At 62.3% G+C, this 26,930-nt stretch carries 23 protein-coding genes; 22 read left to right on the top strand and 1 reads right to left on the bottom strand.

Features of this window, described 5'->3' with window-relative positions:
* Window positions 1–55: 55 nt before the first annotated feature.
* Window positions 56–1,312: an NADP-dependent isocitrate dehydrogenase gene (gene icd, locus ACZ9A3_RS06510; protein ID WP_123567421.1), complete on the bottom strand. Its 1,257-nt coding sequence runs from the start codon at window positions 1,310–1,312 to the stop codon at window positions 56–58.
* A gap of 414 nt (window positions 1,313–1,726) precedes the next feature.
* Between icd and ACZ9A3_RS06505 the strand changes: the two genes are divergently transcribed.
* From ACZ9A3_RS06505 to nuoM, 22 genes are all read left to right on the top strand, one after another.
* Complete coding sequence (locus tag ACZ9A3_RS06505; protein ID WP_476252250.1) at window positions 1,727–3,952, top strand: NADP-dependent isocitrate dehydrogenase; 2,226 nt, start codon at window positions 1,727–1,729, stop codon at window positions 3,950–3,952.
* Between the two features lie 147 nt (window positions 3,953–4,099).
* The gene (locus tag ACZ9A3_RS06500; RefSeq protein ID WP_476252249.1) at window positions 4,100–4,534 is read left to right on the top strand and encodes an NUDIX hydrolase; all 435 of its coding nucleotides are present in this window, start codon (window positions 4,100–4,102) and stop codon (window positions 4,532–4,534) included.
* 70 nt (window positions 4,535–4,604) lie between these two features.
* Entirely contained in the window at window positions 4,605–5,729 is a 1,125-nt protein-coding gene (gene mnmA / locus ACZ9A3_RS06495; RefSeq protein ID WP_045201396.1) for a tRNA 2-thiouridine(34) synthase MnmA, read from the top strand.
* Window positions 5,726–6,346 carry a high frequency lysogenization protein HflD gene (gene hflD, locus ACZ9A3_RS06490; protein WP_045201395.1) on the top strand — a complete coding sequence of 207 codons (621 nt, stop codon included), beginning with the start codon at window positions 5,726–5,728 and terminating at the stop codon, window positions 6,344–6,346. The genes mnmA and hflD overlap by 4 nt, the downstream gene beginning before the upstream one ends.
* 179 nt (window positions 6,347–6,525) lie before the next feature.
* On the top strand, window positions 6,526–7,896 hold the full coding sequence (gene purB, locus ACZ9A3_RS06485; RefSeq protein WP_476252248.1) for an adenylosuccinate lyase: 1,371 nt from the start codon (window positions 6,526–6,528) through the stop codon (window positions 7,894–7,896).
* A gap of 82 nt (window positions 7,897–7,978) precedes the next feature.
* Window positions 7,979–9,145, top strand: coding sequence for a ribosomal protein uL16 3-hydroxylase (locus ACZ9A3_RS06480; RefSeq protein ID WP_045201394.1), 1,167 nt, complete (start codon window positions 7,979–7,981; stop codon window positions 9,143–9,145).
* On the top strand, window positions 9,138–9,572 hold the full coding sequence (locus ACZ9A3_RS06475; RefSeq protein ID WP_038996039.1) for a GNAT family N-acetyltransferase: 435 nt from the start codon (window positions 9,138–9,140) through the stop codon (window positions 9,570–9,572). The genes ACZ9A3_RS06480 and ACZ9A3_RS06475 overlap by 8 nt, the downstream gene beginning before the upstream one ends.
* 115 nt (window positions 9,573–9,687) lie before the next feature.
* Window positions 9,688–10,422 (top strand): secretin N-terminal domain-containing protein, encoded by a 735-nt coding sequence (locus ACZ9A3_RS06470; RefSeq protein WP_256326748.1) that lies wholly within the window; start codon window positions 9,688–9,690, stop codon window positions 10,420–10,422.
* A 488-nt stretch (window positions 10,423–10,910) separates the two neighbouring features.
* On the top strand, window positions 10,911–12,236 hold the full coding sequence (aceA, locus tag ACZ9A3_RS06465) for an isocitrate lyase (protein WP_038996041.1): 1,326 nt from the start codon (window positions 10,911–10,913) through the stop codon (window positions 12,234–12,236).
* 184 nt (window positions 12,237–12,420) lie between these two features.
* Entirely contained in the window at window positions 12,421–13,083 is a 663-nt protein-coding gene (locus ACZ9A3_RS06460; protein WP_045201393.1) for a lysoplasmalogenase, read from the top strand.
* Between the two features lie 358 nt (window positions 13,084–13,441).
* A complete protein-coding gene (locus tag ACZ9A3_RS06455) occupies window positions 13,442–13,855 on the top strand; it encodes an NADH-quinone oxidoreductase subunit A (RefSeq protein ID WP_010220397.1) in 414 nt (137 codons plus the stop codon).
* 10 nt (window positions 13,856–13,865) lie between these two features.
* The gene (locus tag ACZ9A3_RS06450) at window positions 13,866–14,543 is read left to right on the top strand and encodes an NADH-quinone oxidoreductase subunit B (protein ID WP_010220398.1); all 678 of its coding nucleotides are present in this window, start codon (window positions 13,866–13,868) and stop codon (window positions 14,541–14,543) included.
* Between the two features lie 78 nt (window positions 14,544–14,621).
* Window positions 14,622–16,403, top strand: coding sequence for an NADH-quinone oxidoreductase subunit C/D (gene nuoC, locus ACZ9A3_RS06445; protein WP_476252247.1), 1,782 nt, complete (start codon window positions 14,622–14,624; stop codon window positions 16,401–16,403).
* Window positions 16,404–16,405: 2 nt separating this feature from the next.
* The gene (nuoE, locus tag ACZ9A3_RS06440; RefSeq protein WP_012313767.1) at window positions 16,406–16,903 is read left to right on the top strand and encodes an NADH-quinone oxidoreductase subunit NuoE; all 498 of its coding nucleotides are present in this window, start codon (window positions 16,406–16,408) and stop codon (window positions 16,901–16,903) included.
* Entirely contained in the window at window positions 16,900–18,273 is a 1,374-nt protein-coding gene (gene nuoF, locus ACZ9A3_RS06435) for an NADH-quinone oxidoreductase subunit NuoF (protein WP_045201391.1), read from the top strand. The genes nuoE and nuoF overlap by 4 nt, the downstream gene beginning before the upstream one ends.
* A 133-nt stretch (window positions 18,274–18,406) precedes the next feature.
* Window positions 18,407–21,121, top strand: a complete 2,715-nt coding sequence (gene nuoG, locus ACZ9A3_RS06430) for an NADH-quinone oxidoreductase subunit NuoG (protein WP_258597214.1) — start codon at window positions 18,407–18,409, stop codon at window positions 21,119–21,121.
* Window positions 21,118–22,125 (top strand): NADH-quinone oxidoreductase subunit NuoH, encoded by a 1,008-nt coding sequence (gene nuoH / locus ACZ9A3_RS06425; RefSeq protein ID WP_038996049.1) that lies wholly within the window; start codon window positions 21,118–21,120, stop codon window positions 22,123–22,125. The genes nuoG and nuoH overlap by 4 nt, the downstream gene beginning before the upstream one ends.
* An 11-nt stretch (window positions 22,126–22,136) precedes the next feature.
* Window positions 22,137–22,685: an NADH-quinone oxidoreductase subunit NuoI gene (nuoI, locus tag ACZ9A3_RS06420; protein WP_009400993.1), complete on the top strand. Its 549-nt coding sequence runs from the start codon at window positions 22,137–22,139 to the stop codon at window positions 22,683–22,685.
* A 9-nt stretch (window positions 22,686–22,694) separates the two neighbouring features.
* Window positions 22,695–23,195 carry an NADH-quinone oxidoreductase subunit J gene (nuoJ, locus tag ACZ9A3_RS06415; protein ID WP_038996050.1) on the top strand — a complete coding sequence of 167 codons (501 nt, stop codon included), beginning with the start codon at window positions 22,695–22,697 and terminating at the stop codon, window positions 23,193–23,195.
* 4 nt (window positions 23,196–23,199) lie between these two features.
* Window positions 23,200–23,508, top strand: coding sequence for an NADH-quinone oxidoreductase subunit NuoK (gene nuoK / locus ACZ9A3_RS06410; RefSeq protein ID WP_028944232.1), 309 nt, complete (start codon window positions 23,200–23,202; stop codon window positions 23,506–23,508).
* Complete coding sequence (gene nuoL / locus ACZ9A3_RS06405; RefSeq protein WP_038996051.1) at window positions 23,505–25,358, top strand: NADH-quinone oxidoreductase subunit L; 1,854 nt, start codon at window positions 23,505–23,507, stop codon at window positions 25,356–25,358. The genes nuoK and nuoL overlap by 4 nt, the downstream gene beginning before the upstream one ends.
* 39 nt (window positions 25,359–25,397) lie before the next feature.
* Entirely contained in the window at window positions 25,398–26,930 is a 1,533-nt protein-coding gene (nuoM, locus tag ACZ9A3_RS06400) for an NADH-quinone oxidoreductase subunit M (protein ID WP_045201389.1), read from the top strand.

Genomic DNA, 26,930 nt, shown 5'->3' with positions numbered 1-26,930 from the left:
TCAGACAAAAGAAAACCGGCCAGCCCGCAAGGACTGGCCGGTTTTCTTGTGCCGCTTACATGTGCTTGATCAAGGCATCGCCGAAACCGGAGCTGCTGACCAGGGTTGCGCCGTCCATCAGGCGCTCGAAGTCATAGGTCACGGTCTTGGCGGCGATGGCGCCGTTGGTACCCTTGATGATCAGGTCGGCCGCCTCGGTCCAGCCCAGGTGGCGCAGCATCATCTCGGCCGAGAGAATCACCGAACCAGGGTTGACCTGGTCCTTGCCGGCGTATTTCGGCGCAGTGCCGTGGGTAGCCTCGAACATTGCCACAGTGTCGGACAGGTTGGCGCCCGGAGCGATACCGATGCCGCCGACTTCCGCCGCCAGGGCGTCGGACAGGTAGTCACCGTTGAGGTTGAGGGTGGCGATCACGTCGTATTCGGCCGGGCGCAGCAGGATCTGCTGGAGCATGGCGTCGGCGATGGCGTCCTTGACGATGACTTCACGGCCGGTTTTCGGGTTTTTGAACTTCATCCACGGGCCGCCATCGAGCAGCTCGGCGCCGAATTCGTTCTTGGCCACTTCGTAGCCCCAGTCCTTGAAGGCACCTTCAGTGAACTTCATGATGTTGCCCTTGTGCACAATGGTCAGCGACTTGCGGTCGTTGTCCACCACGTATTGCAGGGCCTTGCGCACCAGGCGCTGGGTGCCTTCTTTAGAGACCGGCTTGATGCCGATGCCGCAATCCTGGTCGAAACGGATCTTGGTGACGCCCATTTCTTCTTTGAGGAACTTGATGACCTTGGTCGCCTCGGGCGAACCGGCCTTCCATTCGATACCGGCATAGATGTCTTCGGAGTTTTCGCGAAAGATCACCATGTCGACGTCGCCCGGCTTTTTCACCGGGCTGGGCACGCCCTGGAACCAAACCACCGGGCGCAGGCAGACATACAGGTCCAGTTGCTGGCGCAGGGCCACGTTGAGGGAGCGGATACCGCCACCGACCGGGGTGGTCAGCGGGCCCTTGATGGAGACGACGTAGTCCTTGACCGCATCGAGGGTTTCCTGGGGCAGCCAGGTGTCCTGGTCGTATACCTGGGTGGCTTTTTCACCGGCGTAGACTTCCATCCAGGAAATCTTGCGCTTGCCCCCATAGGCTTTCTCTACAGCAGCATCAACCACTTTGATCATGACGGGGCTTACATCTACGCCAATGCCGTCGCCTTCGATGAACGGGATGATCGGATTATCAGGAACATTGAGAGAATGGTCCGCATTGACGGTGATTTTGTCGCCGACTGCCGGAACCTTGATTTTCTGGTATCCCATGCTGCACTCCGTTTTTTTTGGTGTGGTTCGTCATCTGGATCCCCTGAGCGTACCCCAGTTGAACGGCAACGGGAACCTCGTGCGCAAATGCCCTGCGATGGGGCAGCAACGCCTACATCTTTGGTCTAAAAAAGCCCCTGCGACGGGTTGATCTTGATCAATACGACCAAGGCTTTGGTATACTCGCCCGGTGACCAAAGGGTCACTGGGGGCGAACCGTCTGAAACGAGACCCGCGGCCCCGACAAGACTGGGCTGTTACCGCAGTTCAGCCGTTTGACACTCGACTGATGCAATCCACCATCACCGCCCAGAATCTTCGACCTTCTGCTCATGGATGTGTCTGAGCGAAGCGCCTACCCTGCGCACCTCGAGATTCTGCGCACGCTCAGCAAAACAGAGAGTTAACCCGAATATGCCCACCCGATCCAAGATCATCTACACCTTCACCGACGAAGCCCCCGCCCTCGCCACCTATTCACTGCTCCCCGTCATCGAAGCCTTCACCGCTTCCGCCGACATCGCCGTAGAAACCCGGGACATCTCTCTGGCCGGCCGCATCCTTTCTGCCTTCCCTGAACAGCTCGGCGCCGACAAGCAAGTGGCCGACCACCTGGCAGAACTGGGCCAACTGGCAACCACGCCAGAAGCCAACATCATCAAGCTGCCGAACATCAGCGCCTCGGTTCCGCAACTGAAGGCCGCGATCAAGGAACTGCAAGCCAAGGGCTTCAACATTCCTGATTACCCTGAAGCCGCCGCCAGCGATGCCGAGAAAGAAGCCAAGGCTCGCTACGACCGCATCAAAGGCAGTGCCGTCAACCCGGTCCTGCGTGAAGGCAACTCCGACCGCCGCGCACCGCTGTCGGTCAAGAACTACGCACGCAAGCACCCACACAAGATGGGCGCCTGGGCAGCCGACTCCAAGTCCCACGTGGCGCACATGAGCCAGGGCGACTTCTACGGCAGCGAGAAAGCCGCGCTGATCGAAGCCGATGACAGCCTGCGCATCGAACTGCTGGACAAGAATGGCAACACCACCGTTCTGAAAGAAAAAACCGCGGTCAAGGCCGGCGAAATCGTCGACTGCGCGGTCATGAGCACCAAGGCGCTGCGTAAATTCATCGCCGCCGAGATCGACGACGCCAAAGCCAAGGGCGTCCTGCTGTCGGTCCACTTGAAAGCGACCATGATGAAGGTCTCCGACCCGATCATGTTCGGCCAGATCGTTGCCGAGTACTACCAGGACGCGCTGAACAAGCACGCCGACGTACTGGCGCAGATCGGCTTCAACCTGAACAACGGTATCGGCGACCTGTACGCCCGTATCAAGGCCCTGCCAGCCGAGCAGCAGGCGCAGATCGAAGCTGACGTCAAAGCCGTCTACGACGTTCGCCCGGCCCTGGCCATGGTCAACTCCGACAAGGGCATCACCAACCTGCACGTGCCGAGCGACGTTATCGTCGACGCCTCGATGCCGGCGATGATCCGTGACTCGGGCAAGATGTGGAACACCGAAGGCCAGCTGCAAGACACCAAGGCGGTGATTCCGGACCGTTGCTACGCCACCATCTACCAGGCCGTTATCGAAGACTGCAAGCAACACGGCGCATTCGATCCGACCACCATGGGCAGCGTGCCGAACGTTGGCCTGATGGCGCAGAAAGCCGAAGAGTACGGCTCCCACGACAAGACCTTCCAGGCCAAGGCCGACGGCGTGATCCGCGTGGTTGACGGCAAGGGCAACCTGCTGCTGTCCCAGGACGTCGAAGCCGGCGACATCTTCCGCATGTGCCAGACCAAAGACGCACCGATCCAGGACTGGGTCAAACTGGCCGTCAACCGTGCCCGCGCCAGCAATACCCCGGCGCTGTTCTGGCTCGACCCGCAGCGTGCCCACGACGGCGTGCTGATCGAGAAGGTCCAGCAGTACCTGAAAGACCACGACACCGCTGGCCTGGACATCCGCGTCCTGTCGCCTGTCGAGGCCATGAAGGTTTCCCTGCAGCGCATCCGTGCTGGCCAGGACACTATCTCGGTCACCGGCAACGTGCTGCGCGACTACCTGACCGACCTGTTCCCGATCATGGAGCTGGGCACCAGCGCCAAGATGCTGTCGATCGTACCGCTGATGAACAACGGCGGCCTGTTCGAAACCGGCGCCGGCGGTTCGGCTCCCAAGCACGTACAGCAACTGGTTGAAGAAAACTTCCTGCGCTGGGATTCGCTGGGTGAGTTCCTGGCCCTGGCCGCCTCCCTGGAGCACCTGGGCAACGCCTACGCCAACCCGAAAGCCAAGGTACTGGCGGCGACCCTGGACCAGGCCACCGGCCAGTTCCTGGACACCAACAAGTCCCCGGCGCGCAAGGTTGGTGGTATCGACAACCGCGGCAGCCACTTCTACCTGACCCTGTACTGGGCCCAGGCCCTGGCCGCCCAGAGCGACGACGCCGCCCTGCAAGCGCGCTTCGCCCCACTGGCAAAAGCCCTGGCCGAGAACGAAGCGACCATCGTCGCCGAGCTCAACGCCGTTCAGGGCAAGCCGGCTGACATCGGTGGTTACTACTACCCGGATGCCGAGCTGACCAGCAAGGTGATGCGCCCGAGCCAGACCTTCAACAGCGCGATTGCCGCACTGTAAGCTTGAAGGAATGAAAAAACCCCGGCCACGCACCGGGGTTTTTTAGCTTTAAGTATCAAGCTACAAGCTACAAGAAAGAGCCTTGCGCACTCGGCTTTTACTTGTAGCTTGCAGCTTGAAACTTCCAACTTAGGGAGAGAATCGACCGTGCGCCCCCACATCACCGTCGCCACCATTATCGAAGACCAGGGCCGCTTCCTCATGGTCGAGGAATTCAAGGCCGGCAAGCACGTCTTCAACCAACCCGCCGGCCACCTGGAGGCCAACGAGAGCCTGCTCGACGCCGCCCGCCGCGAAACCCTCGAAGAAACCGCGTGGGAGGTCGAGCTGACCGGCGTGGTCGGCATCTACCTGTACACCGCCCCCAGCAACGGCGTGACCTATCAGCGCATCTGCTTCGCCGCCCGGGCGCTCAAGCACCACCCCGAGCTGGCCCTGGACAGCGACATCGTGCGCGCCGTGTGGCTGAGCCGCGAGGAGCTGCTGGCCGACCCCGAGCGCTGGCGCAGCGAACTGGTGCCCCGTTGCATCGACGATTACCTGGCCGGCCCGCTGCACAGCCTGGCGTTGATTCGCGACTGACAGCAACGATGCCTTGAAGGCCGCAGCCTGATAGAATCGTTGTCTTTTTCCAGATACACAGCCGGTACCTATGACCAGTCCAGCACTTTACGAACCCGAAAAGACACGCGTTATCGTCGGCATGTCCGGCGGCGTGGACTCTTCCGTCTCCGCCCTCCTGCTGATGGAGCAGGGCTACCAGGTGGAAGGCCTGTTCATGAAGAACTGGGAAGAGGACGACGGCACCGAATACTGCACCGCCCGCGAAGACCTGGCCGATGCCCAGGCCGTGTGCGACCGCATCGGCATCAAGCTGCATACCGCCAACTTCGCCGCCGAATACTGGGATAACGTCTTCGAGCACTTCCTGGCCGAATACAAGGCCGGACGCACGCCAAACCCGGACATCCTCTGCAACCGCGAAATCAAGTTCAAGGCCTTCCTCGACTACGCGCTGATGCTCGGTGCCGACCTGATCGCCACCGGTCACTACGTGCGCCGCCGCGACACCGATGGCCGTACCGAACTGCTCAAGGGCCTGGACCCGAACAAGGACCAGAGCTACTTCCTGCACGCCGTCGGCGGCAAGGAAATCGCCCGCACGCTGTTCCCGGTCGGCGAGCTGGAAAAACCCGAAGTGCGTGCCATCGCCGAGAAACACGGCCTGGCCACTGCCAAGAAGAAAGACTCCACCGGCATCTGCTTTATTGGTGAGCGGCGCTTCAGCGACTTCCTCAAGCAGTACCTGCCCGCGCAGCCGGGCGAGATCCAGACCACCGACGGCGAAGTCATCGGTCGTCACCATGGCCTGATGTACCACACCATTGGCCAGCGCCAGGGCCTGGGCATCGGCGGCCTGAAAGACGCCGGCGACGAGCCGTGGTACGTACTGGAAAAAGACCTGACCCGCAACGTGCTGGTGGTCGGCCAGGGCAACGAACACCCATGGCTGTTCTCCCGCGCCCTGCTCGCTTCAGAAATTTTCTGGGTCAACCCGATTGACCTTTCCAGCCCACGGCGCCTGACCGCCAAGGTGCGCTACCGCCAGAGCGACCAGCACTGCACCCTGGAGCAAACCCCGGGCGGCTACCGCGCGGTGTTCGACGAGCCGCAGCGGGCCGTGACCCCAGGCCAGTCGGTGGTGTTCTATGACGGCGAAATCTGCCTCGGCGGCGGCGTGATCGAAACCGCCGAGCCGTGGAGCGCGCGCGCATGAATGCCATGCAAGAGCAGTTGATCGCCCTGGGCGGCGTGTTCCAGGCTGCGGTGCTGGTCGACCGTATCGCCCGCACCGGCCAGGCCAGCGAGGCCAACCTTGGCTGCATGCTCGGCAGCCTGCTGGTACGCGACCCCAAGGACACCCTGGAGGTATTCGGCGGTGACGACCTGAACCTGCGCGACGGCTACCGCGCTCTGGCCAGCGCCCTGGAGCGCGACCCCGGCAGCCTGCAGCGCGAGCCGCTGCGCTATGCCCTGTCGATGCTGGGCCTTGAGCGCCAGCTGGCCAAGCGCGGCGACATGCTTGACGTGATTGGCAACCGCCTGCCGCAAATCCAGTCCCAGGCCGAGCATTTCGGCCTGGTGCATGAAAATGTCATCGCTTCCAGCGGCGCCCTGTACCAGGACACCCTGAGCACCCTGCGCCAGCGCATCCAGGTGCACGGCGACATGCGCCACCTGCAGCAGCCCAGCAACGCCTCGAAGATTCGCGCCCTGCTGCTTGCCGGCATCCGCGCCGCGCGCCTGTGGCGGCAGCTCGGCGGGCATCGCTGGCAGCTGGTGATCAGCCGGCGCAAACTGCTCAAAGAGCTGTATCCGATGTTGCGTGGCTGATAAAGCCATCGCGGGTCAAGCCCGCTCCCACAGTTGAACGAAGGTTGCTGTGGGAGCGGGCTTGACCCGCGAAAAAGCCAAAGAATTACCGGCAGACCATTTGTCAGCCACCCGACCCGGGCGCGTTTTTCATGTATGATATGCGCCCTTTTCAAAGCCTGACTGTCCGAGAACACCCCATGCAGCTTTCCTCGCTCACTGCGGTTTCCCCTGTTGACGGCCGCTACGCCGGCAAAACCCAGGCCCTGCGCCCTATTTTCAGCGAATACGGCCTGATCCGTTTCCGCGCCCTGGTCGAGGTTCGCTGGCTCCAGCGCCTGGCCGCCCACCCGCAAATCGCCGAGGTTCCGGCTTTTTCCGCCGAAGCCAACGCCCTGCTCAACGGCCTGGCCGATGAGTTCGCCCTCGAGCACGCCGAGCGCGTCAAAGAGATCGAGCGCACCACCAACCACGACGTCAAGGCCATCGAGTACCTGCTCAAGGAGCAGGCTGCCAAGCTGCCGGAGCTGGCCAAGGTCAGTGAATTCATCCACTTCGCCTGCACCAGCGAGGACATCAACAACCTGTCCCACGCCCTGATGCTGCGCGAAGGCCGCGACAGCGTGCTGCTGCCGCTGATGCGCCAGATCGCCCAGGCCATCCGCGAGCTGGCCCACCGCTTCGCCGACGTGCCGATGCTGTCGCGCACCCACGGCCAACCGGCTTCGCCGACCACCCTGGGTAAAGAGCTGGCCAACGTCGTCTACCGTCTGGAGCGCCAGATCGCTCAGGTTGCCGCCGTGCCGCTGCTGGGAAAAATCAACGGCGCCGTGGGCAACTACAACGCCCACCTGTCGGCCTACCCGCAAATCGACTGGGAAGCCAACGCCCGCGCTTTCATCGAAGACGAGCTGGGCCTGGTGTTCAACCCCTACACCACGCAGATCGAGCCGCACGACTACATCGCCGAGCTGTTCGACGCGATCGCCCGCTTCAACACCATCCTGATCGACTTCGACCGCGACGTCTGGGGCTACATCTCCCTGGGCTACTTCAAGCAGCGCACCATCGCTGGCGAAATCGGCTCCTCGACCATGCCGCACAAGGTCAACCCGATCGACTTCGAGAACTCCGAAGGCAACCTGGGTATCGCCAACGCCCTGTTCCAGCACCTGGCCAGCAAGCTGCCGGTGTCGCGCTGGCAGCGTGACCTGACCGACTCCACCGTGCTGCGCAACCTGGGCGTCGGTTTCGCCCACAGCGTGATCGCCTACGAGGCCAGCCTCAAAGGCATCAGCAAGCTGGAAATCAACCAAGCGCGTATCGCCGAAGACCTCGACGCCTGCTGGGAAGTGCTCGCCGAGCCGATCCAGACCGTCATGCGCCGCTACAACATCGAGAACCCCTACGAGAAGCTCAAGGAGCTGACCCGTGGCAAAGGCATCAGCCCCGAAGTGCTGCTGACCTTCATCGATGGCCTGGACATGCCTGCAGAGGCTCGCAGCGAGCTGAAGAAGCTGACGCCAGCCTCCTACATCGGTAATGCCGCGGCTCAAGCCAAACGCGTCTGATCTGCGCCCTGCGCGTAAACGCCCGGCTCAGCCGGGCGTTTTTATTACCGAAAGAAAATTACTTTTTTTCAATAGGTTACACATGAATCCTGATACTCCTCTGCAGCTTCTGGGCGGCCTCACTGCCCGCGAATTCATGCGCGACTACTGGCAGAAGAAACCCCTGCTGGTGCGCCAGGCCTTCCCGGACTTCGAAAGCCCGATCGATGCCGACGAACTGGCCGGCCTGGCCCTGGAAGAAGAAGTCGAATCGCGCCTGGTCATCGAACATGGCGAGCGCCCTTGGGAGCTGCGCCGCGGCCCGTTCGAAGAAGACGCCTTCAGCACCCTGCCCGAGCGCGACTGGACCCTGCTGGTGCAAGCGGTCGATCAGTTCGTGCCGGAAGTCGGCGAGCTGCTCGAGCACTTTCGCTTCCTGCCAAGCTGGCGCATCGACGATGTGATGATCAGCTACGCCGCGCCCGGCGGCAGCGTCGGCCCGCACTTCGACAACTACGACGTGTTCCTGCTGCAAGGCCAGGGCAAGCGCAACTGGAAGATCGGCCAGATGTGCGACAGCGACAGCCCGCTGCTGGAGCACGCCGACCTGCGCATCCTGGCTGAATTCGAGCAGAGCGAGGAGTGGTCCCTGGAGCCCGGCGACATGCTCTACCTGCCGCCGCGCCTGGCCCACTACGGCATTGCCGAAGATGACTGCCTGACTTACTCGGTAGGCTTCCGCGCCCCGGGCGCCGCTGAAGTGCTGACCCACTTCACCGACTTCCTCAGCCAGTTCCTGCCTGACGAAGAGCGCTACACCGACGCCGATGCCGAGCCGGTCAGCGACCCGCACCAGATCCAGCACGATGCCCTCGACCGCCTGAAGAAGCTGCTCACCGAACACATGGGCGACGAGCGCCTGCTGCTGACCTGGTTCGGCCAGTTCATGACCGAGCCGCGTTATCCGGAGCTGGTCAGCGGCGAGCCGCTGGACGAAGCCGACCTGATCGAGAGCCTGGCCGAAGGCGCGATCCTGATCCGTAACCCGAGCGCGCGCCTGGCCTGGTCGGAAGTCGATGACAACCTGCTGCTGTTCGCCAGCGGCCAGAGCCGCCTGCTGCCGGGCGAGCTGCGCGAGCTGCTGAAGCTGATCTGCGCCGCCGACGCGTTGCACATTGAAAACCTTGAACAGTGGCTTGAAAACGATCAAGGCATTACCTTGATCTGCGAACTGGTCAAACAAGGAAGCCTGGGGTTCGCCAATGAATAAGATTCGCGTCCGTCTCGCCGACTGGCAAAAAGACAACGCTGACATCCGCCGTATTCGTGAAGCCGTGTTCATCGCCGAACAGAACGTGCCGCCGGAGCTGGAGTGGGATGCCGACGACAACACCGCCGTGCATTTCCTCGCCATGGAAGGTGACTACGCCATCGGCACCGCGCGCCTGCTGCCTGACGGCCAGATCGGCCGGGTTTCGGTGCTCAAGGACTGGCGCGGGCTGAAGGTCGGTGACGCGCTGATGCAGGCGGTCATCGTCGAAGCACAGAACCGCGACCTCAAACAGCAGATGCTCAGCGCCCAGGTGCATGCCACGCCGTTCTACGAGCGCCTTGGCTTCAAGGTGGTCAGCGAAGAGTTCCTCGAGGCGGGCATTCCGCACGTGGACATGGTGCGCGAGTCGCGCGAGCTGGCCTAAAAGCATCGCGGGTCAAGCCCGCTCCCACAGTGGGAGCGGGCTTGACCCGCGATGAGGGCGGCAAAACCCCTACAAATTTGCCATCATGTCCGTTCCACCCGCGGAGATCATGGACATGCCGCTACGCCCCCTTCTCGCCTCCCTGCTTCTGTCGTTCAGCCTGAGTGCGCTGGCCGCCACCGAAGTCCTGCCGCTGAGTCACCGCACCAGCGCTGAAATCCTCCCCACCGCGCAAGCCTTCATCGGCAAGGACGGCAGCGTCAGCGCCTTTGAAAACAAACTGATCGTCAACGCCGAACCCGAACGCATCGACGACCTGCGCACCCTGCTGCAGCAACTGGACACCGCGCCGCGCAGGCTTCTGATCAGCGTCGACAACAACGACAGCAACTTCCAGGACAACCGCGGCAATGCCCGGGTCATCCGCTACGGCACCGCCAACCGCGAAGGCGGCCTGCAACAGGTGCAAGCCAGCGAAGGCAGCCCGGCGCTGATCCAGGTCGGCCAGAGCATCCCGATCACCAGCACCAGTACCGATGGCTACGGCCGGGTGCAGAGCGACACCGAATACCGCAACGTCACCCAGGGCTTCTACGTCACCGCCAGCGTTACTGGCGACACCGTGCACCTGAACATCAGTACCAACAATGACCGGATGAGCCAGGAACGTCCTGATGTAGTGAAGGTGCAAAGTACCGACACAAAAGTCAGCGGCAAGCTCGGTGAGTGGATCACCTTGGCCGGGGTCAACCAGCAGAGTCAGTCCGAACGCAGTGCTTCAACGCTCAGTTACAGCACCCAGCGCGGTGAAAACATGACATTGCGGGTAAAAGTCGACGCTTTGGACTGAACCCAGACAAATCAAGGCCTCGACCAAAGGCCTCGAAACTGACTGAGGAGTCGCATTAGACGAAAGATGTAGTGGTGATAAAAAACCACTACAAAACATTTGACGACCCCGAACCGCCGAGGCATGATGGCCCCGCTCCCGCTAATCAGAGGCCCTGGCAAGGGCTTTCGAGCCGCGCTCTAACCTACCCACCTGAGCCGACTCGTGTCTGTACCGCCCACAAGGCAGTTTGACGAGATTGCGACTGGAACGAAGTTGTCCCGAGGGACGGAAGCGCATCAAAAGGTACCCGGCAGCACTGTTCACTGCAGTTCGGCAACCACGAGCCACCCTGCAGCGAAAACCTCGCCCACCTGCTCACTTCCCCCTTCGAGCCCCATCGTTCGATCGTCGCATATTTCGCCCATACTGACCTTTGCCAGGCTTCTGATCTGCGCAGTAGAGAGCGAGAATTTTTACCCAAGACCGATGCGACGAGGTTTATTTCCATGGCACTGACACGCGAACAGCAAATTGCAGCCCTCGAAAAAGACTGGGCCGAGAACCCGCGCTGGAAAGGCGTGACCCGTACCTACACCGCCGCTGATGTCGTTCGTCTGCGTGGCTCGATCCAGCCTGAGCACACCCTGGCCCGTCTGGGTGCCGAGAAGCTGTGGAAGCTGGTCACCCAGGGCGCACACCCGTCCTTCCGTCCAGAAAAAGATTTCGTCAACTGCATGGGCGCCCTGACCGGCGGCCAGGCTGTACAACAGGTCAAAGCCGGTATCCAGGCCATCTACCTGTCCGGCTGGCAAGTGGCTGCCGACAACAACTCGGCCGAATCCATGTACCCGGACCAGTCGCTGTACCCGGTGGACTCGGTGCCAACCGTGGTCAAGCGCATCAACAACTCGTTCCGTCGCGCTGACCAGATCCAGTGGAAAGCCGGCAAGAACCCGGGCGACGAAGGCTACATCGACTACTTCGCGCCGATCGTGGCTGACGCCGAAGCCGGTTTCGGTGGCGTACTGAACGCCTACGAGCTGATGAAGAACATGATCGAAGCAGGCGCCGCCGGCGTGCACTTCGAAGACCAGCTGGCCTCGGTGAAAAAATGCGGCCACATGGGCGGCAAGGTACTGGTTCCTACCCAGGAAGCCGTACAGAAGCTGAGCGCTGCCCGTCTGGCGGCCGACGTTGCCGGCGTACCGACCATCATCCTGGCCCGTACCGACGCCAACGCCGCTGACCTCTTGACCAGCGACTGCGACCCGTACGACCAGCCGTTCGTGGTTGGCGAGCGTACCCAGGAAGGCTTCTACAAGGTTCGTGCCGGCCTCGACCAAGCCATCGCCCGCGGCCTGGCCTACGCGCCATACGCCGACCTGATCTGGTGTGAAACCGCCAAGCCGGACCTGGACGAAGCCCGCCGCTTCGCCGAAGCGATCAAGAAGGAATACCCGGACCAGATCCTGTCGTACAACTGCTCGCCTTCCTTCAACTGGAAGAAGAACCTGGACGACGCCACCATCGCCAAGTTCCAGCGCGAACTGTCGGCCATGGGCTACAAGCACCAGTTCATCACCCTGGCCGGTATCCACAACATGTGGCACGGCATGTTCAACCTGGCGCACGACTACGCCCGCAACGACATGACCGCCTACGTCAAGCTGCAAGAGCAGGAATTCGCTGACGCCTCGAAAGGCTACACCTTCGTCGCCCACCAGCAGGAAGTCGGCACCGGCTACTTCGACGACATGACCACCGTGATCCAGGGTGGCAAGTCTTCGGTAACCGCACTGACCGGTTCGACTGAAGAAGAGCAGTTCCACTGATCGCTGATCGGTTGCTGACATTCGGGTAACACGCAAGACCCGGGGCCTGTGATGGGGCCCCGGGTTTTGTTTTTTGTGGGAGCGGGCTTGCCCCGCGATAGCGATGTTGCTGATTGACCGCTATCGCGGGTCAAGCCCGCTCCTACAGGCTATGCTAGGTGCACAACAACACCAAGGATCGGCCATGTCCCGCCCTGTCACCCTGCTCTGCCTGGCCCTGCTGGGCGCAGCCTTCTATATATATGCACTGGCCAGCGCCAATGCACTGCTGGGGCTGGCGGTCAAGCCGATCCCGGTGCTGGCGCTGATCTACTGGCTTAGCACCGCAGAGCCAACCCCCTACCGGCGCTGGATCATCATTGGCCTGGGCTTTTCCTTGCTCGGCGACATCCTCCTGGCCGTACCGGGCGACCTGTTCGTGTTTGGCCTGGCGGCCTTTCTCTGCGCGCACCTGGCCTACCTGCGCGGCTACCTGGGTGAGAACCGCCAGCTGGCGCCCGCGGCCCTGCTCGGTTCGGCGATTGTCGGCGCGTTACTGCTGGGGCTGCTGATCAGCTCCGGCCTGGGTGAACTGCTGATACCGGTCACCGTGTACGCCCTGGCCATCAGCGCCATGCTCTGGCGCGCCCTGGCCTGTGGCGGCCTGGCAGCGCTGGGCGCGGTGTCTTTCGTGTTTTCCGACAGCCTGATCGGCATCGACCGCTTCGTCAGCCCGTTCGGCGCCGCCCAGTACCTGATCATCATTGCCTACTGGCTGGGGCAATGGGCGATTGCCGCCTCGGCCTACACCAGGCAACCGGCAAAAGCCTTGATCCAGAGCGCGGCGGGGCAAGAAAAAACAGGTTAAAACACAGGGTGTGGAAACTTGCGGGTGACGACCATGTTGCACAACTTTGTAGTTGACTCGAACAGTAGGACTAATCGCACCGCTTCAAATGATATTAATTATCATTACGAAGTTGCTGGTTCATTACGTTTTACAAGAAACATAATTAACAGAACCCGGGGCAATGCCCGGCCTGCGTGGCCTGCAGCCTGTTACGAAAGATTTTTGTTCTTAATCTTACGAATAAATTTGCTGCAGAAATTTTACTTGCACCGGGTTTACCCATAAAATCAGCGCGATAGATTCCGCTGCGACATATCGTCACTGCTCTACTTCTTTTCAAGCCGCAGAGACTGGTCTCTGTATAAGGATTTTCAGCATGCCCGATTCGACAGGACTCATCGCCCACAACTGGGGCTTTGCCATTTTCCTTTTGGGTGTCGTAGGCCTGTGTGCCTTCATGCTCGGTCTGTCCGCCCTGCTCGGCAGCAAGGCCTGGGGCCGCAGCAAGAACGAACCCTTCGAGTCCGGCATGCTGCCCACTGGCGGCGCCCGCTTGCGCCTGTCAGCCAAATTCTATCTGGTCGCGATGCTGTTCGTGATCTTCGATATCGAAGCCCTCTTTCTCTTTGCATGGTCTGTGTCCGTCCGCGAAAGCGGCTGGACCGGATTCGTCGAAGCACTCGTTTTCATAGCAATTCTGTTGGCAGGTCTTGTCTACCTATGGCGCGTCGGGGCACTTGATTGGGCTCCCGAAGGTCGTCGCAAGCGGCAAGCGAAGCTGAAACAATGAGGCTTTGGCAATGCAATACAATCTCACCAGAATCGACCCGGATGCTCCCAACGAGCAATATCCAATCGGAGAGCGGGAAACCGTCTCCGATTCGCTGCTAGAGGACCAGGTCCACAAGAACATCTTCATGGGCAAACTTGAAGATGTGCTCAGTGGCGCGGTCAACTGGGGGCGTAAGAACTCCCTGTGGCCGTACAACTTCGGCCTCTCCTGCTGCTACGTGGAAATGACCACGGCCTTCACGGCACCCCACGACATCGCCCGCTTCGGCGCCGAAGTCATCCGGGCATCGCCGCGTCAGGCCGACTTCATGGTCATCGCCGGCACCTGCTTCATAAAGATGGCGCCGATCATTCAGCGCCTGTACGAGCAGATGCTCGAACCCAAGTGGGTCATCTCCATGGGTTCGTGCGCCAACTCCGGTGGCATGTACGACATTTACTCGGTCGTTCAGGGGGTCGACAAGTTCCTCCCCGTGGATGTCTACGTGCCTGGCTGCCCGCCTCGCCCTGAAGCCTTCCTGCAAGGCCTGATGCTGTTGCAGGAGTCGATTGGCCAGGAGCGTCGTCCTCTTTCCTGGGTTGTCGGTGATCAAGGCATTTACCGTGCCGAGATGCCGTCGCAGAAAGAGCAACGCCGTGAACAGCGCATCCAGGTCACCAACCTGCGCAGCCCCGACGAAGTCTGATCCAGCGACCTGTTGCCTGCGCATGCGCGACAGGCAGCCTGGCTTCATTCTCTACGTTGACCGAAAGCGACCGAGACCATGACAGCGGACACCGCTATTTATATCCCGCCTTACAAGGCTGACGACCAGGATGTGGTCGTCGAACTGAACAACAAATTCGGCCCCGAAGCGTTCGTCGCCCAGGAAACCCGCACCGGCATGCCGGTGCTTTGGGTTACCCGCGAAAAACTCAAGGGCGTGCTGAGTTTCCTGCGCCACGTCGCCAAGCCGTACAGCATGCTCTACGACCTGCACGGCGTCGACGAGCGCCTGCGCACCCAGCGCCGCGGCCTGCCGGGCGCCGACTTCAGTGTGTTCTACCACCTGCTGTCGGTGGAGCGGAACAGCGACGTGATGATCAAGGTGGCCTTGAGCGAAGGCGACCTCAACCTGCCCACCGTCACCGGTATCTGGCCCAACGCCAACTGGTACGAGCGTGAAGTCTGGGACATGTTCGGCATCGACTTTGCCGGCCACCCGCACCTGACCCGGATCATGATGCCGCCGACCTGGGAAGGTCACCCGCTACGCAAGGACTACCCTGCGCGCGCCACCGAGTTCGATCCGTACAGCCTGACCCTGGCCAAGCAGCAGCTTGAGGAAGAAGCCGCGCGCTTCAACCCTGAGGCCTGGGGCATGAAGCGTTCCGGCGCCAACGAGGATTACATGTTCCTCAACCTCGGCCCGAACCACCCTTCGGCCCACGGTGCCTTCCGTATCGTCCTGCAGCTGGACGGCGAAGAGATCGTCGACTGCGTCCCGGACATCGGCTACCACCACCGTGGTGCCGAGAAGATGGCCGAGCGCCAGTCCTGGCACAGCTTCATCCCCTACACCGACCGTATCGACTACCTCGGCGGGGTGATGAACAACCTGCCGTACGTGCTGGCGGTAGAGAAGCTGGCCGGTATCCAGGTGCCGCAGAAGGTCGACGTGATCCGCATCATGCTCGCCGAGTTCTTCCGCATCACCAGCCACCTGCTGTTCCTGGGTACCTACATCCAGGACGTCGGCGCCATGACCCCGGTGTTCTTCACCTTCACCGACCGTCAGCGCGCCTACACCGTGATCGAAGCCATCACCGGCTTCCGTCTGCACCCGGCCTGGTACCGCATCGGCGGCGTTGCCCACGACCTGCCGCGCGGCTGGGAAAAACTGGTGAAAGACTTCGTCGACTGGCTGCCCAAGCGCCTCGACGAATACACCAAGGCCGCCCTGCAGAACAGCATCCTCAAGGGCCGGACCATCGGCGTTGCCCAGTACAACACCAAAGAGGCCCTGGAATGGGGCGTCACCGGTGCCGGCCTGCGTTCCACCGGTCTTGACTTCGACCTGCGCAAGGCCCGCCCTTACTCCGGCTACGAGAACTTCGAGTTCGAAGTGCCGCTGGCCCACAACGGCGATGCCTACGATCGCTGCATGGTCCGTGTCGAGGAGATGCGCCAGAGTATCCGCATCATCGACCAGTGCCTGCGCAACATGCCGGAAGGCCCGTACAAGGCGGATCACCCGCTGACCACGCCGCCGCCGAAAGAGCGCACCCTGCAGCACATCGAAACCCTGATCACTCACTTCCTGCAGGTTTCGTGGGGCCCGGTGATGCCGGCCAACGAGTCCTTCCAGATGATCGAGGCGACCAAGGGCATCAACAGTTACTACCTGACGAGCGACGGCGGCACCATGAGCTACCGCACCCGGATCCGTACCCCGAGCTACCCGCACCTGCAGCAGATCCCTTCGGTGATCCGCGGCAGCATGGTCGCGGACCTCATTGCGTACCTGGGCAGTATCGACTTCGTTATGGCTGACGTGGACCGCTAAGCATGAACAGCACGCTTATCCAAACCGACCGTTTCGCCCTGAGCGAAACCGAGCGCTCGGCCATCGAGCACGAGATGCATCACTACGAGGACCCGCGCGCGGCGTCCATCGAAGCCCTGAAGATCGTCCAGAAGGAACGCGGCTGGGTGCCGGACGGCGCCATCTACGCCATCGGCGAAGTGCTCGGCATTCCTGCCAGCGACGTCGAAGGCGTGGCCACTTTCTATAGCCAGATCTTCCGTCAACCGGTTGGCCGGCACATCATCCGCGTCTGCGACAGCATGGTCTGCTACATCGGCGGTCACGAGTCGGTGGTCAGCCAGATCCAGAGCGAGCTGGGCATTGGCCTCGGCCAGACCACCGCAGACGGGCGCTTCACCCTGCTGCCGGTATGCTGCCTGGGTAACTGCGACAAGGCCCCGGCGCTGATGATCGACGACGACACCTTTGGCGACGTGCAGCCTGCTGGCGTCTCCAAACTGCTGGAGGGTTACGTATGACCATCACTTCCTTCGGCCCGGCCAACCGCATTGCGCGTTCGGCTGAAACCCATCCGCTGACCTGGCGCCTGCGTGACGACGGCGAGCCGCTGTGGCTCGACGAGTACCAGGCCAAGGACGGCTACGCCGCCGCCCGCAAGGCCCTGGCGCAAATGTCCCAGGACGATATCGTCCAGACCGTAAAAGATTCCGGCCTCAAGGGCCGTGGCGGTGCGGGCTTCCCCACCGGCGTCAAATGGGGCCTGATGCCCAAAGACGAATCCATGAACATCCGCTACCTGCTGTGCAACGCGGACGAAATGGAGCCAAACACCTGGAAAGACCGCATGCTGATGGAGCAACAGCCCCATCTGCTGATCGAAGGCATGCTGATCAGCGCCCGCGCGCTGAAGGCCTACCGCGGCTACATCTTCCTGCGTGGCGAATACACCACCGCAGCGCGCAACCTCACCCGTGCGGTCGAGGAAGCCAAGGCTGCCGGCCTGTTGGGCAAGAACATCCTCGGCAGCGGCTTCGACTTCGAGCTGTTCGTCCACACCGGTGCCGGGCGCTACATCTGCGGTGAAGAAACCGCTCTGATCAACTCCCTCGAAGGCCGCCGCGCCAACCCGCGCTCCAAGCCGCCCTTCCCTGCCGCCGTTGGCGTGTGGGGCAAGCCGACCTGCGTGAACAACGTCGAGACCCTGTGCAACGTGCCGGCCATCGTCGGCAACGGCATCGACTGGTACAAGTCGCTGGCCCGCGAAGGCAGCGAAGACCACGGCACCAAGCTGATGGGCTTCTCCGGCAAGGTCAAGAACCCGGGCCTGTGGGAGCTGCCGTTCGGCGTCCCGGCCCGCGAGCTGTTCGAAGACTACGCCGGCGGCATGCGCGATGGCTTCAAGCTCAAGTGCTGGCAGCCAGGCGGCGCCGGTACCGGTTTCCTGCTGCCCGAGCACCTGGACGCGCAAATGTACGCCGGTGGCATCGCCAAGGTCGGCACCCGCATGGGTACCGGCCTGGCCATGGCCGTGGACGACAGCGTCAACATGGTCTCGCTGCTGCGCAACATGGAAGAGTTCTTCGCCCGTGAATCCTGTGGCTTCTGCACCCCGTGCCGCGACGGCCTGCCATGGAGCGTCAAGCTCCTGCGCGCCCTCGAGAAAGGCCAGGGCCAGCAGGGCGACATCGAGACCCTGCTGGGTCTGGTCGGTTTCCTCGGCCCAGGCAAGACCTTCTGTGCCCACGCACCGGGCGCCGTTGAGCCGCTGGGTAGCGCGATCAAGTACTTCCGCCCTGAGTTCGAGGCTGGCATTGCCGCCCAGGCACCGGCTGCTGCCGCTGCCGGCCTGCGCCCGGACCTGGCGAAGCCGATCGTCGTCGGCGCATAACGAATAACAACGCGGGCGGTCCGTGCCGCCCGCTGCCTGCCCAGCTCGCCCGGGGACACCTGTCGCGGGCTGCAGGCACACAGATTTCCATTAGCCACGCCCGCAGACGCGGGCCAACGAAGAACTTTGAACCATGGCCACTATCCACGTAGACGGCAAAGAGCTCGAAGTCAACGGCGCAGACAACCTGTTACAGGCGTGTCTGTCGCTCGGCCTCGACATCCCCTATTTCTGCTGGCACCCGGCGCTCGGTAGCGTCGGTGCCTGCCGCCAGTGCGCGGTCAAGCAGTACACCGACGAGAACGACACCCGTGGTCGCATCGTCATGTCCTGCATGACCCCTGCCACCGATGGCAGCTGGATTTCCATCGAAGACGAAGAAGCCAAGGTATTCCGTGCCAGCGTCGTCGAATGGCTGATGACCAACCACCCGCACGACTGCCCGGTCTGTGAGGAAGGCGGTCACTGCCACCTGCAAGACATGACGGTAATGACCGGCCACAACGAGCGCCGCTACCGTTTCACCAAGCGTACCCACCAGAACCAGGAGCTCGGCCCGTTCATCGCCCACGAGATGAACCGCTGCATCGCCTGCTACCGTTGCGTGCGTTACTACAAGGACTACGCCGGCGGTACCGACCTGGGCGTATTCGGTGCCCACGACAACGTCTACTTCGGTCGCGTTGAAGATGGCACCCTCGAGAGCGAGTTCTCCGGCAACCTCACCGAGGTCTGCCCGACCGGTGTGTTCACCGACAAGACCCACTCCGAGCGCTACAACCGCAAATGGGACATGCAGTTCGCCCCGAGCATCTGCCATGGCTGCTCCAGCGGTTGCAACATCAGCCCGGGTGAGCGCTACGGCGAACTGCGCCGGATCGAAAACCGCTTCAACGGTTCGGTCAACCAGTACTTCCTCTGCGACCGTGGCCGTTTCGGCTATGGCTACGTCAACCGTGAAGACCGTCCACGTCAGCCACTGCTGGCCGACGGCACCAAGCTGAGCCTGGATGCCGCTCTGGACAAGGCCGCGGACATGCTGCGCGGGCGCAATATCGTCGGTATCGGTTCGCCGCGTGCCAGCCTTGAAAGCAACTACGGCCTGCGTGAGCTGGTCGGCGCCGAGCACTTCTACTCGGGTATGGAAGCCGCTGAGCTGGCCCGCGTACGCCTGGCCCTGCAAGTGCTCAACGACAGCCCGCTGCCAGTGCCGACCCTGCGCGACATGGAAGACCATGACGCGGTGTTCGTCCTCGGCGAAGACCTGACCCAGACCGCTGCCCGCGTGGCCCTGGCCCTGCGCCAGTCGGTCAAGGGCAAGGCCGAAGCCATGGCCGATGCCATGCGCGTTCAGCCGTGGCTCGATGCCGCGGTGAAGAACATCGGCCAGCACGCCATGTACCCGCTGTTTATCGCAAGCCTGGCCGAAACCAAGCTCGATGACGTCGCCGAAGAGTGCGTACACGCCGCGCCGGACGACCTCGCCCGCATCGGTTTCGCCGTGGCTCACGCCATCGACCCGAGCGCGCCAGCCGTTGACGGCCTGGACGCCGAAGCCCTGGCCCTGGCCAAGCGCATCGCCGACGCCCTGGTGGCCGCCAACCGTCCGCTGGTGGTTGCCGGTACCTCGCTGGCCTCCAACGCCCTGATCGAAGCCGCGGCCAACATCGCCAAGGCCCTGAAGCTGCGCGAGAAGAACGGTTCGCTGAGCCTGGTGGTGCCCGAGGCCAACAGCCTCGGCCTGGCCATGCTCGGTGGCGAGTCGATCGATGCCGCGCTGAATGCGGTGATCGAAGGCAAGGCCGACGCCATTGTCGTGCTCGAAAACGACCTGTACAGCCGCGTTGCCGCGGCCAAGGTCGACGCTGCCCTGGCCGCCGCCAAGGTGGTCATCGTTGCCGATCACCAGAAGACCGCCACCACCGACCGCGCCCACCTGGTGCTGCCGGCGGCGACCTTCGCCGAAGGCGACGGCACCCTGGTCAGCCTGGAAGGCCGCGCCCAGCGCTTCTTCCAGGTGTTCGACCCAACCTACCTGGACAGCAGCATCCTGGTTCACGAAGGCTGGCGCTGGATGCACGCCCTGCGTGCCACCCTGCTCAACAAGCCGGTCGACTGGACCCAGCTGGACCACGTCACCAGCGCCTGCGCCGCGGTCGCGCCGCAACTGTCCGGCATCGTCAACGCCGCACCGTCCGCGTCGTTCCGCATCAAGGGCATGAAGCTTGCGCGTGAGCCGCTGCGCTACTCCGGCCGTACCGCCATGCGCGCCAACATCAGCGTGCACGAGCCGCGTACCCCGCAAGACAAGGACACCGCGTTCGCCTTCTCCATGGAAGGTTACTCGGGTTCGGCCGAACCGCGCTCGCAAGTGCCGTTCGCCTGGTCGCCGGGCTGGAACTCGCCGCAAGCCTGGAACAAGTTTCAGGACGAGGTCGGTGGTCACCTGCGCGCAGGCGACCCGGGCACCCGCCTGATCGAAACCCAGGGCGACAAGCTCAACTGGTTCGCCAGCGTTCCGGCAGCTTTCGCTCCGGCCCGTGGCACCTGGCAAGCGGTGCCGTTCTACCACCTGTTCGGCAGCGAAGAGAACTCCTCGCGCGCAGCCCCGGTGCAAGAGCGCATCCCAGAAGCCTACGTGGCCCTGGCCAAGTCCGAAGCCGACCGCCTGGGTGTCAACGACGGCGCCCTGCTCAGCCTCAACGTCGCCGGCGTTACCCTGCGTCTGCCGCTGCGCATCAATGAAGAACTGGGCGCAGGCCTGGTTGCCCTGCCGAAAGGCCTGGCCGGCATTCCGCCAGCCATCTTCGGTGCATCCGTCGAAGGCCTGCAGGAGGCAGCACAATGACCTGGTTCACCCCTGAAGTGATCGATGTGATCATCACCGTCATCAAGGCCATCGTGGTCTTGCTGGCCGTGGTGGTCTGCGGTGCGCTGCTCAGCTTCGTCGAGCGGCGCCTGCTGGGCTGGTGGCAGGACCGCTACGGTCCGAACCGCGTCGGCCCGTTCGGCATGTTCCAGATCGCTGCCGACATGCTCAAGATGTTCTTCAAGGAAGACTGGAACCCGCCCTTCGTCGACAAGGTGATCTTCACCCTGGCGCCGGTGGTGGCCATGAGCGCCTTGCTGATCGCCTTCGCGATCATCCCGATCACCCCGACCTGGGGTGTTGCGGACCTGAACATCGGCCTGCTGTTCTTCTTCGCCATGGCCGGCCTTTCGGTATACGCGGTACTGTTCGCCGGCTGGTCGTCGAACAACAAGTACGCCCTGCTTGGCAGCCTGCGGGCCTCGGCCCAGACCGTGTCGTACGAAGTGTTCATGGGCCTGGCGCTGATGGGCATCGTTGCCCAGGTCGGCTCGTTCAACATGCGCGATATCGTTGACTACCAGGCCCAGAACCTGTGGTTCATCATTCCGCAGTTCTTCGGCTTCTGCACCTTCTTCATCGCTGGCGTCGCCGTGACTCACCGTCACCCGTTCGACCAGCCGGAAGCGGAACAGGAACTGGCCGACGGTTACCACATTGAATATGCCGGCATGAAATGGGGCATGTTCTTCGTCGGTGAGTACATCGGCATCATCCTGATCTCGGCGCTGCTGGTAACCCTGTTCTTCGGTGGCTGGCACGGCCCGTTCGGCATCCTGCCGCAACTGTCGTTCGTCTGGTTCGCCCTGAAGACCGCGTTCTTCATCATGCTGTTCATCCTGCTGCGCGCCTCTATTCCGCGCCCGCGCTATGACCAGGTGATGGACTTCAGCTGGAAGTTCTGCCTGCCGCTGACCCTGATCAATTTGCTGGTGACCGCTGCGCTCGTGTTGCTCAACACGCCAGCTGTTGCGGCCCAGTGAGGATTTGACCCATGTTCAAATATATTGGCGACATCGTTAAGGGCACTGGCACCCAGCTGCGCAGCCTGGTGATGGTGTTCTCTCACGGTTTTCGCAAACGTGACACCCTGCAGTACCCCGAAGAGCCGGTCTACCTGCCGCCACGCTACCGTGGCCGCATCGTCCTGACCCGCGACCCGGATGGCGAAGAGCGCTGTGTAGCGTGCAACCTGTGTGCCGTGGCTTGCCCGGTCGGTTGCATCTCGCTGCAGAAAGCTGAAACAGAAGACGGTCGTTGGTACCCGGAGTTCTTCCGCATCAACTTCTCCCGTTGCATTTTCTGCGGCCTCTGCGAGGAAGCCTGCCCGACCACCGCGATCCAGCTCACCCCGGATTTCGAGATGGCCGAGTTCAAACGTCAGGACCTGGTGTACGAGAAAGAAGATCTGCTGATCTCCGGCCCCGGCAAGAACCCTGACTACAACTTCTACCGTGTTGCAGGTATGGCTGTTGCCGGCAAGCCGAAAGGCGCCGCGCAGAACGAAGCCGAGCCGATCAACGTGAAGAGCTTGCTCCCTTAAGGAAGAAAGATGGAATTCGCTTTCTATTTCGCATCCGGTGTCGCTGTGGTGTCCACCCTTCGGGTGATCACCAACACCAACCCCGTGCACGCCCTGCTCTACCTGATCATTTCGCTGATCTCCGTGGCGATGACCTTCTTCGCCCTCGGCGCTCCGTTCGCCGGTGTCCTGGAAGTGATCGCCTACGCTGGCGCCATCATGGTGCTGTTCGTCTTCGTGGTGATGATGCTCAACCTCGGGCCGGCTTCGGTCGCCCAGGAACGCGGCTGGCTCAAGCCGGGCATCTGGCTCGGCCCGGTGGTGCTTGGCGCACTGCTGCTGGTCGAACTGCTGTACGTGCTGTTCGCCAGCGAAAGCGGCGCCGGCATCGGCCACACCACGGTTGACGCCAAGGCCGTCGGCATCAGCCTGTTCGGCCCTTACCTGCTGGTGGTGGAACTGGCCTCGATGCTGCTGCTCGCCGCAGCGGTGACGGCTTTCCACCTCGGCCGCAACGAGGCGAAGGAGTAATCACATGCCAGCAATTCCTCTCGAACATGGCCTGGCCGTCGCCGGCATCCTGTTCTGCCTCGGCCTTGTCGGGCTGATGGTGCGCCGCAATATTCTTTTCGTGTTGATGAGCCTGGAAATCATGATGAACGCCTCGGCACTGGCTTTCATCGTCGCCGGCAGCCGCTGGGCGCAACCGGATGGACAGATCATGTTCATCCTGGTGATCAGCCTGGCAGCGGCCGAGGCCAGTATCGGCCTGGCGATCCTGTTGCAGCTGTATCGCCGCTTCCACACTCTCGATATCGATGCTGCCAGTGAGATGCGCGGATGAACCTTCTCTTTCTGACGTTCGTATTCCCCCTGATCGGCTTCCTGCTGCTGTCGTTCTCGCGCGGCCGCTGGTCCGAGAACCTGTCGGCGCTGGTTGGCGTCGGTTCGGTGGGCCTCTCGGCCATCGTCGCCGCCTACGTGATCTGGCAGTTCAATGTCGCCCCGCCTGCAGGCGGCGCGTACAGCCAGCTGCTGTGGCAGTGGATGTCGGTGGACGGCTTTGCGCCGAACTTCACCCTGTACCTGGACGGCCTGTCGGTGACCATGCTTGGCGTGGTGGTCGGCGTCGGCTTCCTGATCCACCTGTTCGCCTCCTGGTACATGCGCGGTGAAGCCGGTTACTCGCGCTTCTTCGCCTACACCAACCTGTTCATTGCCAGCATGCTGTTCCTGATCCTGGGCGACAACCTGCTGTTCATCTACTTCGGTTGGGAAGGCGTGGGCCTGTGTTCGTACCTGTTGATCGGTTTCTACTACAGCAACCGCAACAACGGTAACGCCGCACTCAAAGCGTTCATCGTCACCCGAATCGGCGACGTGTTCATGGCCATCGGCCTGTTCATCCTGTTCCAGCAACTGGGCACCCTGAACGTTCAGGAACTGCTGGTGCTGGCCCCGCAGAAATTCCAGGCGGGTGATTTCTGGATGGTCCTGGCAACCCTGATGCTGCTCGGTGGCGCGGTCGGTAAATCGGCCCAGCTGCCGCTGCAGACCTGGCTTGCCGACGCGATGGCCGGCCCTACCCCGGTTTCGGCACTGATCCACGCGGCAACCATGGTGACCGCGGGCGTTTACCTGATTGCCCGTACCCACGGCCTGTTCGCCCTGGCCCCTGACGTGCTGCACCTGGTCGGTGTGGTCGGCGGCGTGACCCTGGTGCTGGCCGGCTTTGCCGCCCTGGTGCAGACCGACATCAAGCGCATCCTCGCCTACTCGACCATGAGCCAGATCGGCTACATGTTCCTGGCCCTGGGCGTTGGTGCCTGGGAAGGCGCGATCTTCCACCTGATGACCCACGCCTTCTTCAAGGCCCTGCTGTTCCTTGCTTCCGGTGCGGTGATCGTTGCCTGCCACCACGAGCAGAACATCTTCAAGATGGGCGGCCTGTGGAAGAAACTGCCACTGGCCTACGCCAGCTTCATCGTCGGTGGTGCCGCCCTGGCTGCCCTGCCGCTGCTGACCGCCGGCTTCTACTCGAAAGACGAGATCCTCTGGGAAGCCTTCGCCAGCGGCAACAACGGTCTGCTGTACGCCGGCCTGGTCGGTGCCTTCATGACCTCGCTGTACACCTTCCGCCTGATCTTCATCGCCTTCCACGGCGAAGCCAAGACCGAAGCTCACGCCGGCCACGGGATTTCCCACTGGCTGCCGCTGGGCGTGCTGATCGTGCTGTCGACCTTCGTCGGTGCCTGGATTCATCCACCGTTGGCGGGCGTGCTGCCGCAGAGCGTCGGCCATGCCGGCGGCGAAGCCAAGCACAGCCTGGAAATCGCCTCGGGCGCCATCGCCATCGCCGGTATCCTGCTGGCGGCGATGCTGTTCCTGGGCAAGCGTCGCCTGGTTACCGCGATTGCCAACAGCGGCATCGGTCGCGTGCTGTCGGCCTGGTGGTTCGCCGCCTGGGGCTTCGACTGGATCTACGACAAGCTGTTCGTCAAACCTTACCTGCTGATCAGCCACATCCTGCGCAAGGATCCGGTTGACCGCAGCATTGGCCTGATTCCGCGTATGGCGAAGGGCGGTCATGCCGCCATGAGCAAAACCGAAACCGGTCAGCTGCGCTGGTACACCGCTTCGATCGCCGTAGGTGCCGTGCTTGTGCTCGGTGCCGTTGTTATGGCTGCGGTCTGATATGAACCTTGCGACTTTGCGAAAGGAATTGAGCCCGTCATGATTTTGCCTTGGCTGATCCTGATCCCCTTCATCGGCGGCCTGCTGTGCTGGCTGGGTGAGCGCTTCGGCGCCACCCTGCCGCGCTGGATTGCGCTGCTGACCATGTCCCTGCTGCTTGGTATCGGCCTCTGGCTGTGGGCCAACGGGGACTACACCCTGGCCCCTGCACCGGGCGCCGCGCCCGAGTGGGCGTTCGAATTCAAAGTGCTGTGGATCGAACGCTTCGGCATCAGCCTGCACCTGGCCCTCGATGGCCTGTCGCTGCTGATGATCCTGCTCACCGGCCTGCTCGGTGTGCTCTCGGTACTGTGCTCGTGGAAAGAGATCACTCGCCACGTCGGCTTCTTCCACCTCAACCTGATGTGGATCCTGGGCGGCGTGGTCGGTGTGTTCCTGGCCCTGGACCTGTTCCTGTTCTTCTTCTTCTGGGAAATGATGCTGGTGCCGATGTATTTCCTCATCGCGCTCTGGGGTCACAGCTCCTCGGATGGCAAGAAGACCCGGATCTACGCCGCCACCAAGTTCTTCATCTTCACCCAGGCCAGCGGCCTGATCATGCTGGTGGCGATCCTTGGTCTGGTACTGGTCAACTACAGCAACACCGGTGTGATCACCTTCGACTACACCCAGTTGCTCAAGGCCGACCTGCCGGCGGGCACCGAGTACCTGCTGATGCTCGGCTTCTTCATCGCCTTCGCGGTCAAGCTGCCGGTTGTGCCGTTCCACTCCTGGCTGCCTGACGCTCACGCCCAGGCACCGACCGCAGGTTCCGTCGACCTCGCCGGTATCTTGCTGAAGACTGCGGCCTACGGCCTGCTGCGTTTCGCCCTGCCGCTGTTCCCGAACGCTTCGGCCGAGTTTGCGCCGATTGCCATGACCCTGGGTCTGATCGGGATTTTCTACGGTGCTTTCCTGGCCTTCGCCCAGACCGACATCAAGCGTCTGATCGCCTTCTCCAGCGTTTCGCACATGGGCTTCGTGCTGATCGGGATCTACTCCGGCAGCCAGCAGGCCCTGCAAGGCGCGGTGATCCAGATGCTGGCTCACGGCCTGTCGGCAGCGGCACTGTTTATTCTCAGCGGCCAGCTGTACGAGCGCCTGCATACCCGTGACATGCGTCAGATGGGCGGCCTGTGGCACCGCATCGCCTACCTGCCGGCCATCAGCCTGTTCTTCGCCGCCGCCTCCCTGGGCCTGCCAGGCACCGGTAACTTCGTTGGCGAATTCCTGATCCTGATCGGCAGCTTCGTCGCTTCGCCGTGGGTCACCGTGATCGCTACTTCCGGCCTGGTGTTCGGTTCGGTGTACTCGCTGATCATGATTCACCGCGCCTACTTCGGCCCGGCCAAATCCGATGAAGTCCTGGCTGGCATGGACACCCGCGAACTGATCATGGTGCTGGGCCTGGCTGGCCTGCTGATCCTGCTGGGCGTCTACCCACAGCCGTTCCTGGACACTTCTGCCGCCACCATGAGTGGTGTACAGCAGTGGCTGGGTTCCGCTTTCACTCAACTCGCTTCGGCCCGGTAA

The organism is Pseudomonas sp. TE4620, from assembly GCF_056279045.1.
This window is presented reverse-complemented; position numbering and strand designations above follow the sequence as displayed.

What these genes read in the sequence shown, in the direction of transcription:
- nuoG (WP_258597214.1), top strand. Translation starts at nt 18,407, where the DNA reads ATGGCCACTATCCACGTAGACGGCAAAGAGCTCGAAGTCAACGGCGCA.
- ACZ9A3_RS06480 (WP_045201394.1), top strand. Translation starts at nt 7,979, where the DNA reads ATGAATCCTGATACTCCTCTGCAGCTTCTGGGCGGCCTCACTGCCCGC.
- aceA (WP_038996041.1), top strand. Translation starts at nt 10,911, where the DNA reads ATGGCACTGACACGCGAACAGCAAATTGCAGCCCTCGAAAAAGACTGG.
- mnmA (WP_045201396.1), top strand. Translation starts at nt 4,605, where the DNA reads ATGACCAGTCCAGCACTTTACGAACCCGAAAAGACACGCGTTATCGTC.
- ACZ9A3_RS06475 (WP_038996039.1), top strand. Translation starts at nt 9,138, where the DNA reads ATGAATAAGATTCGCGTCCGTCTCGCCGACTGGCAAAAAGACAACGCT.
- nuoM (WP_045201389.1), top strand. Translation starts at nt 25,398, where the DNA reads ATGATTTTGCCTTGGCTGATCCTGATCCCCTTCATCGGCGGCCTGCTG.
- ACZ9A3_RS06470 (WP_256326748.1), top strand. Translation starts at nt 9,688, where the DNA reads ATGCCGCTACGCCCCCTTCTCGCCTCCCTGCTTCTGTCGTTCAGCCTG.
- nuoK (WP_028944232.1), top strand. Translation starts at nt 23,200, where the DNA reads ATGCCAGCAATTCCTCTCGAACATGGCCTGGCCGTCGCCGGCATCCTG.
- ACZ9A3_RS06460 (WP_045201393.1), top strand. Translation starts at nt 12,421, where the DNA reads ATGTCCCGCCCTGTCACCCTGCTCTGCCTGGCCCTGCTGGGCGCAGCC.
- nuoI (WP_009400993.1), top strand. Translation starts at nt 22,137, where the DNA reads ATGTTCAAATATATTGGCGACATCGTTAAGGGCACTGGCACCCAGCTG.
- nuoH (WP_038996049.1), top strand. Translation starts at nt 21,118, where the DNA reads ATGACCTGGTTCACCCCTGAAGTGATCGATGTGATCATCACCGTCATC.
- ACZ9A3_RS06505 (WP_476252250.1), top strand. Translation starts at nt 1,727, where the DNA reads ATGCCCACCCGATCCAAGATCATCTACACCTTCACCGACGAAGCCCCC.
- ACZ9A3_RS06455 (WP_010220397.1), top strand. Translation starts at nt 13,442, where the DNA reads ATGCCCGATTCGACAGGACTCATCGCCCACAACTGGGGCTTTGCCATT.
- nuoC (WP_476252247.1), top strand. Translation starts at nt 14,622, where the DNA reads ATGACAGCGGACACCGCTATTTATATCCCGCCTTACAAGGCTGACGAC.
- nuoL (WP_038996051.1), top strand. Translation starts at nt 23,505, where the DNA reads ATGAACCTTCTCTTTCTGACGTTCGTATTCCCCCTGATCGGCTTCCTG.
- hflD (WP_045201395.1), top strand. Translation starts at nt 5,726, where the DNA reads ATGAATGCCATGCAAGAGCAGTTGATCGCCCTGGGCGGCGTGTTCCAG.
- ACZ9A3_RS06450 (WP_010220398.1), top strand. Translation starts at nt 13,866, where the DNA reads ATGCAATACAATCTCACCAGAATCGACCCGGATGCTCCCAACGAGCAA.
- nuoE (WP_012313767.1), top strand. Translation starts at nt 16,406, where the DNA reads ATGAACAGCACGCTTATCCAAACCGACCGTTTCGCCCTGAGCGAAACC.
- purB (WP_476252248.1), top strand. Translation starts at nt 6,526, where the DNA reads ATGCAGCTTTCCTCGCTCACTGCGGTTTCCCCTGTTGACGGCCGCTAC.
- icd (WP_123567421.1), bottom strand. Translation starts at nt 1,312, where the DNA reads ATGGGATACCAGAAAATCAAGGTTCCGGCAGTCGGCGACAAAATCACC.
- nuoF (WP_045201391.1), top strand. Translation starts at nt 16,900, where the DNA reads ATGACCATCACTTCCTTCGGCCCGGCCAACCGCATTGCGCGTTCGGCT.
- nuoJ (WP_038996050.1), top strand. Translation starts at nt 22,695, where the DNA reads ATGGAATTCGCTTTCTATTTCGCATCCGGTGTCGCTGTGGTGTCCACC.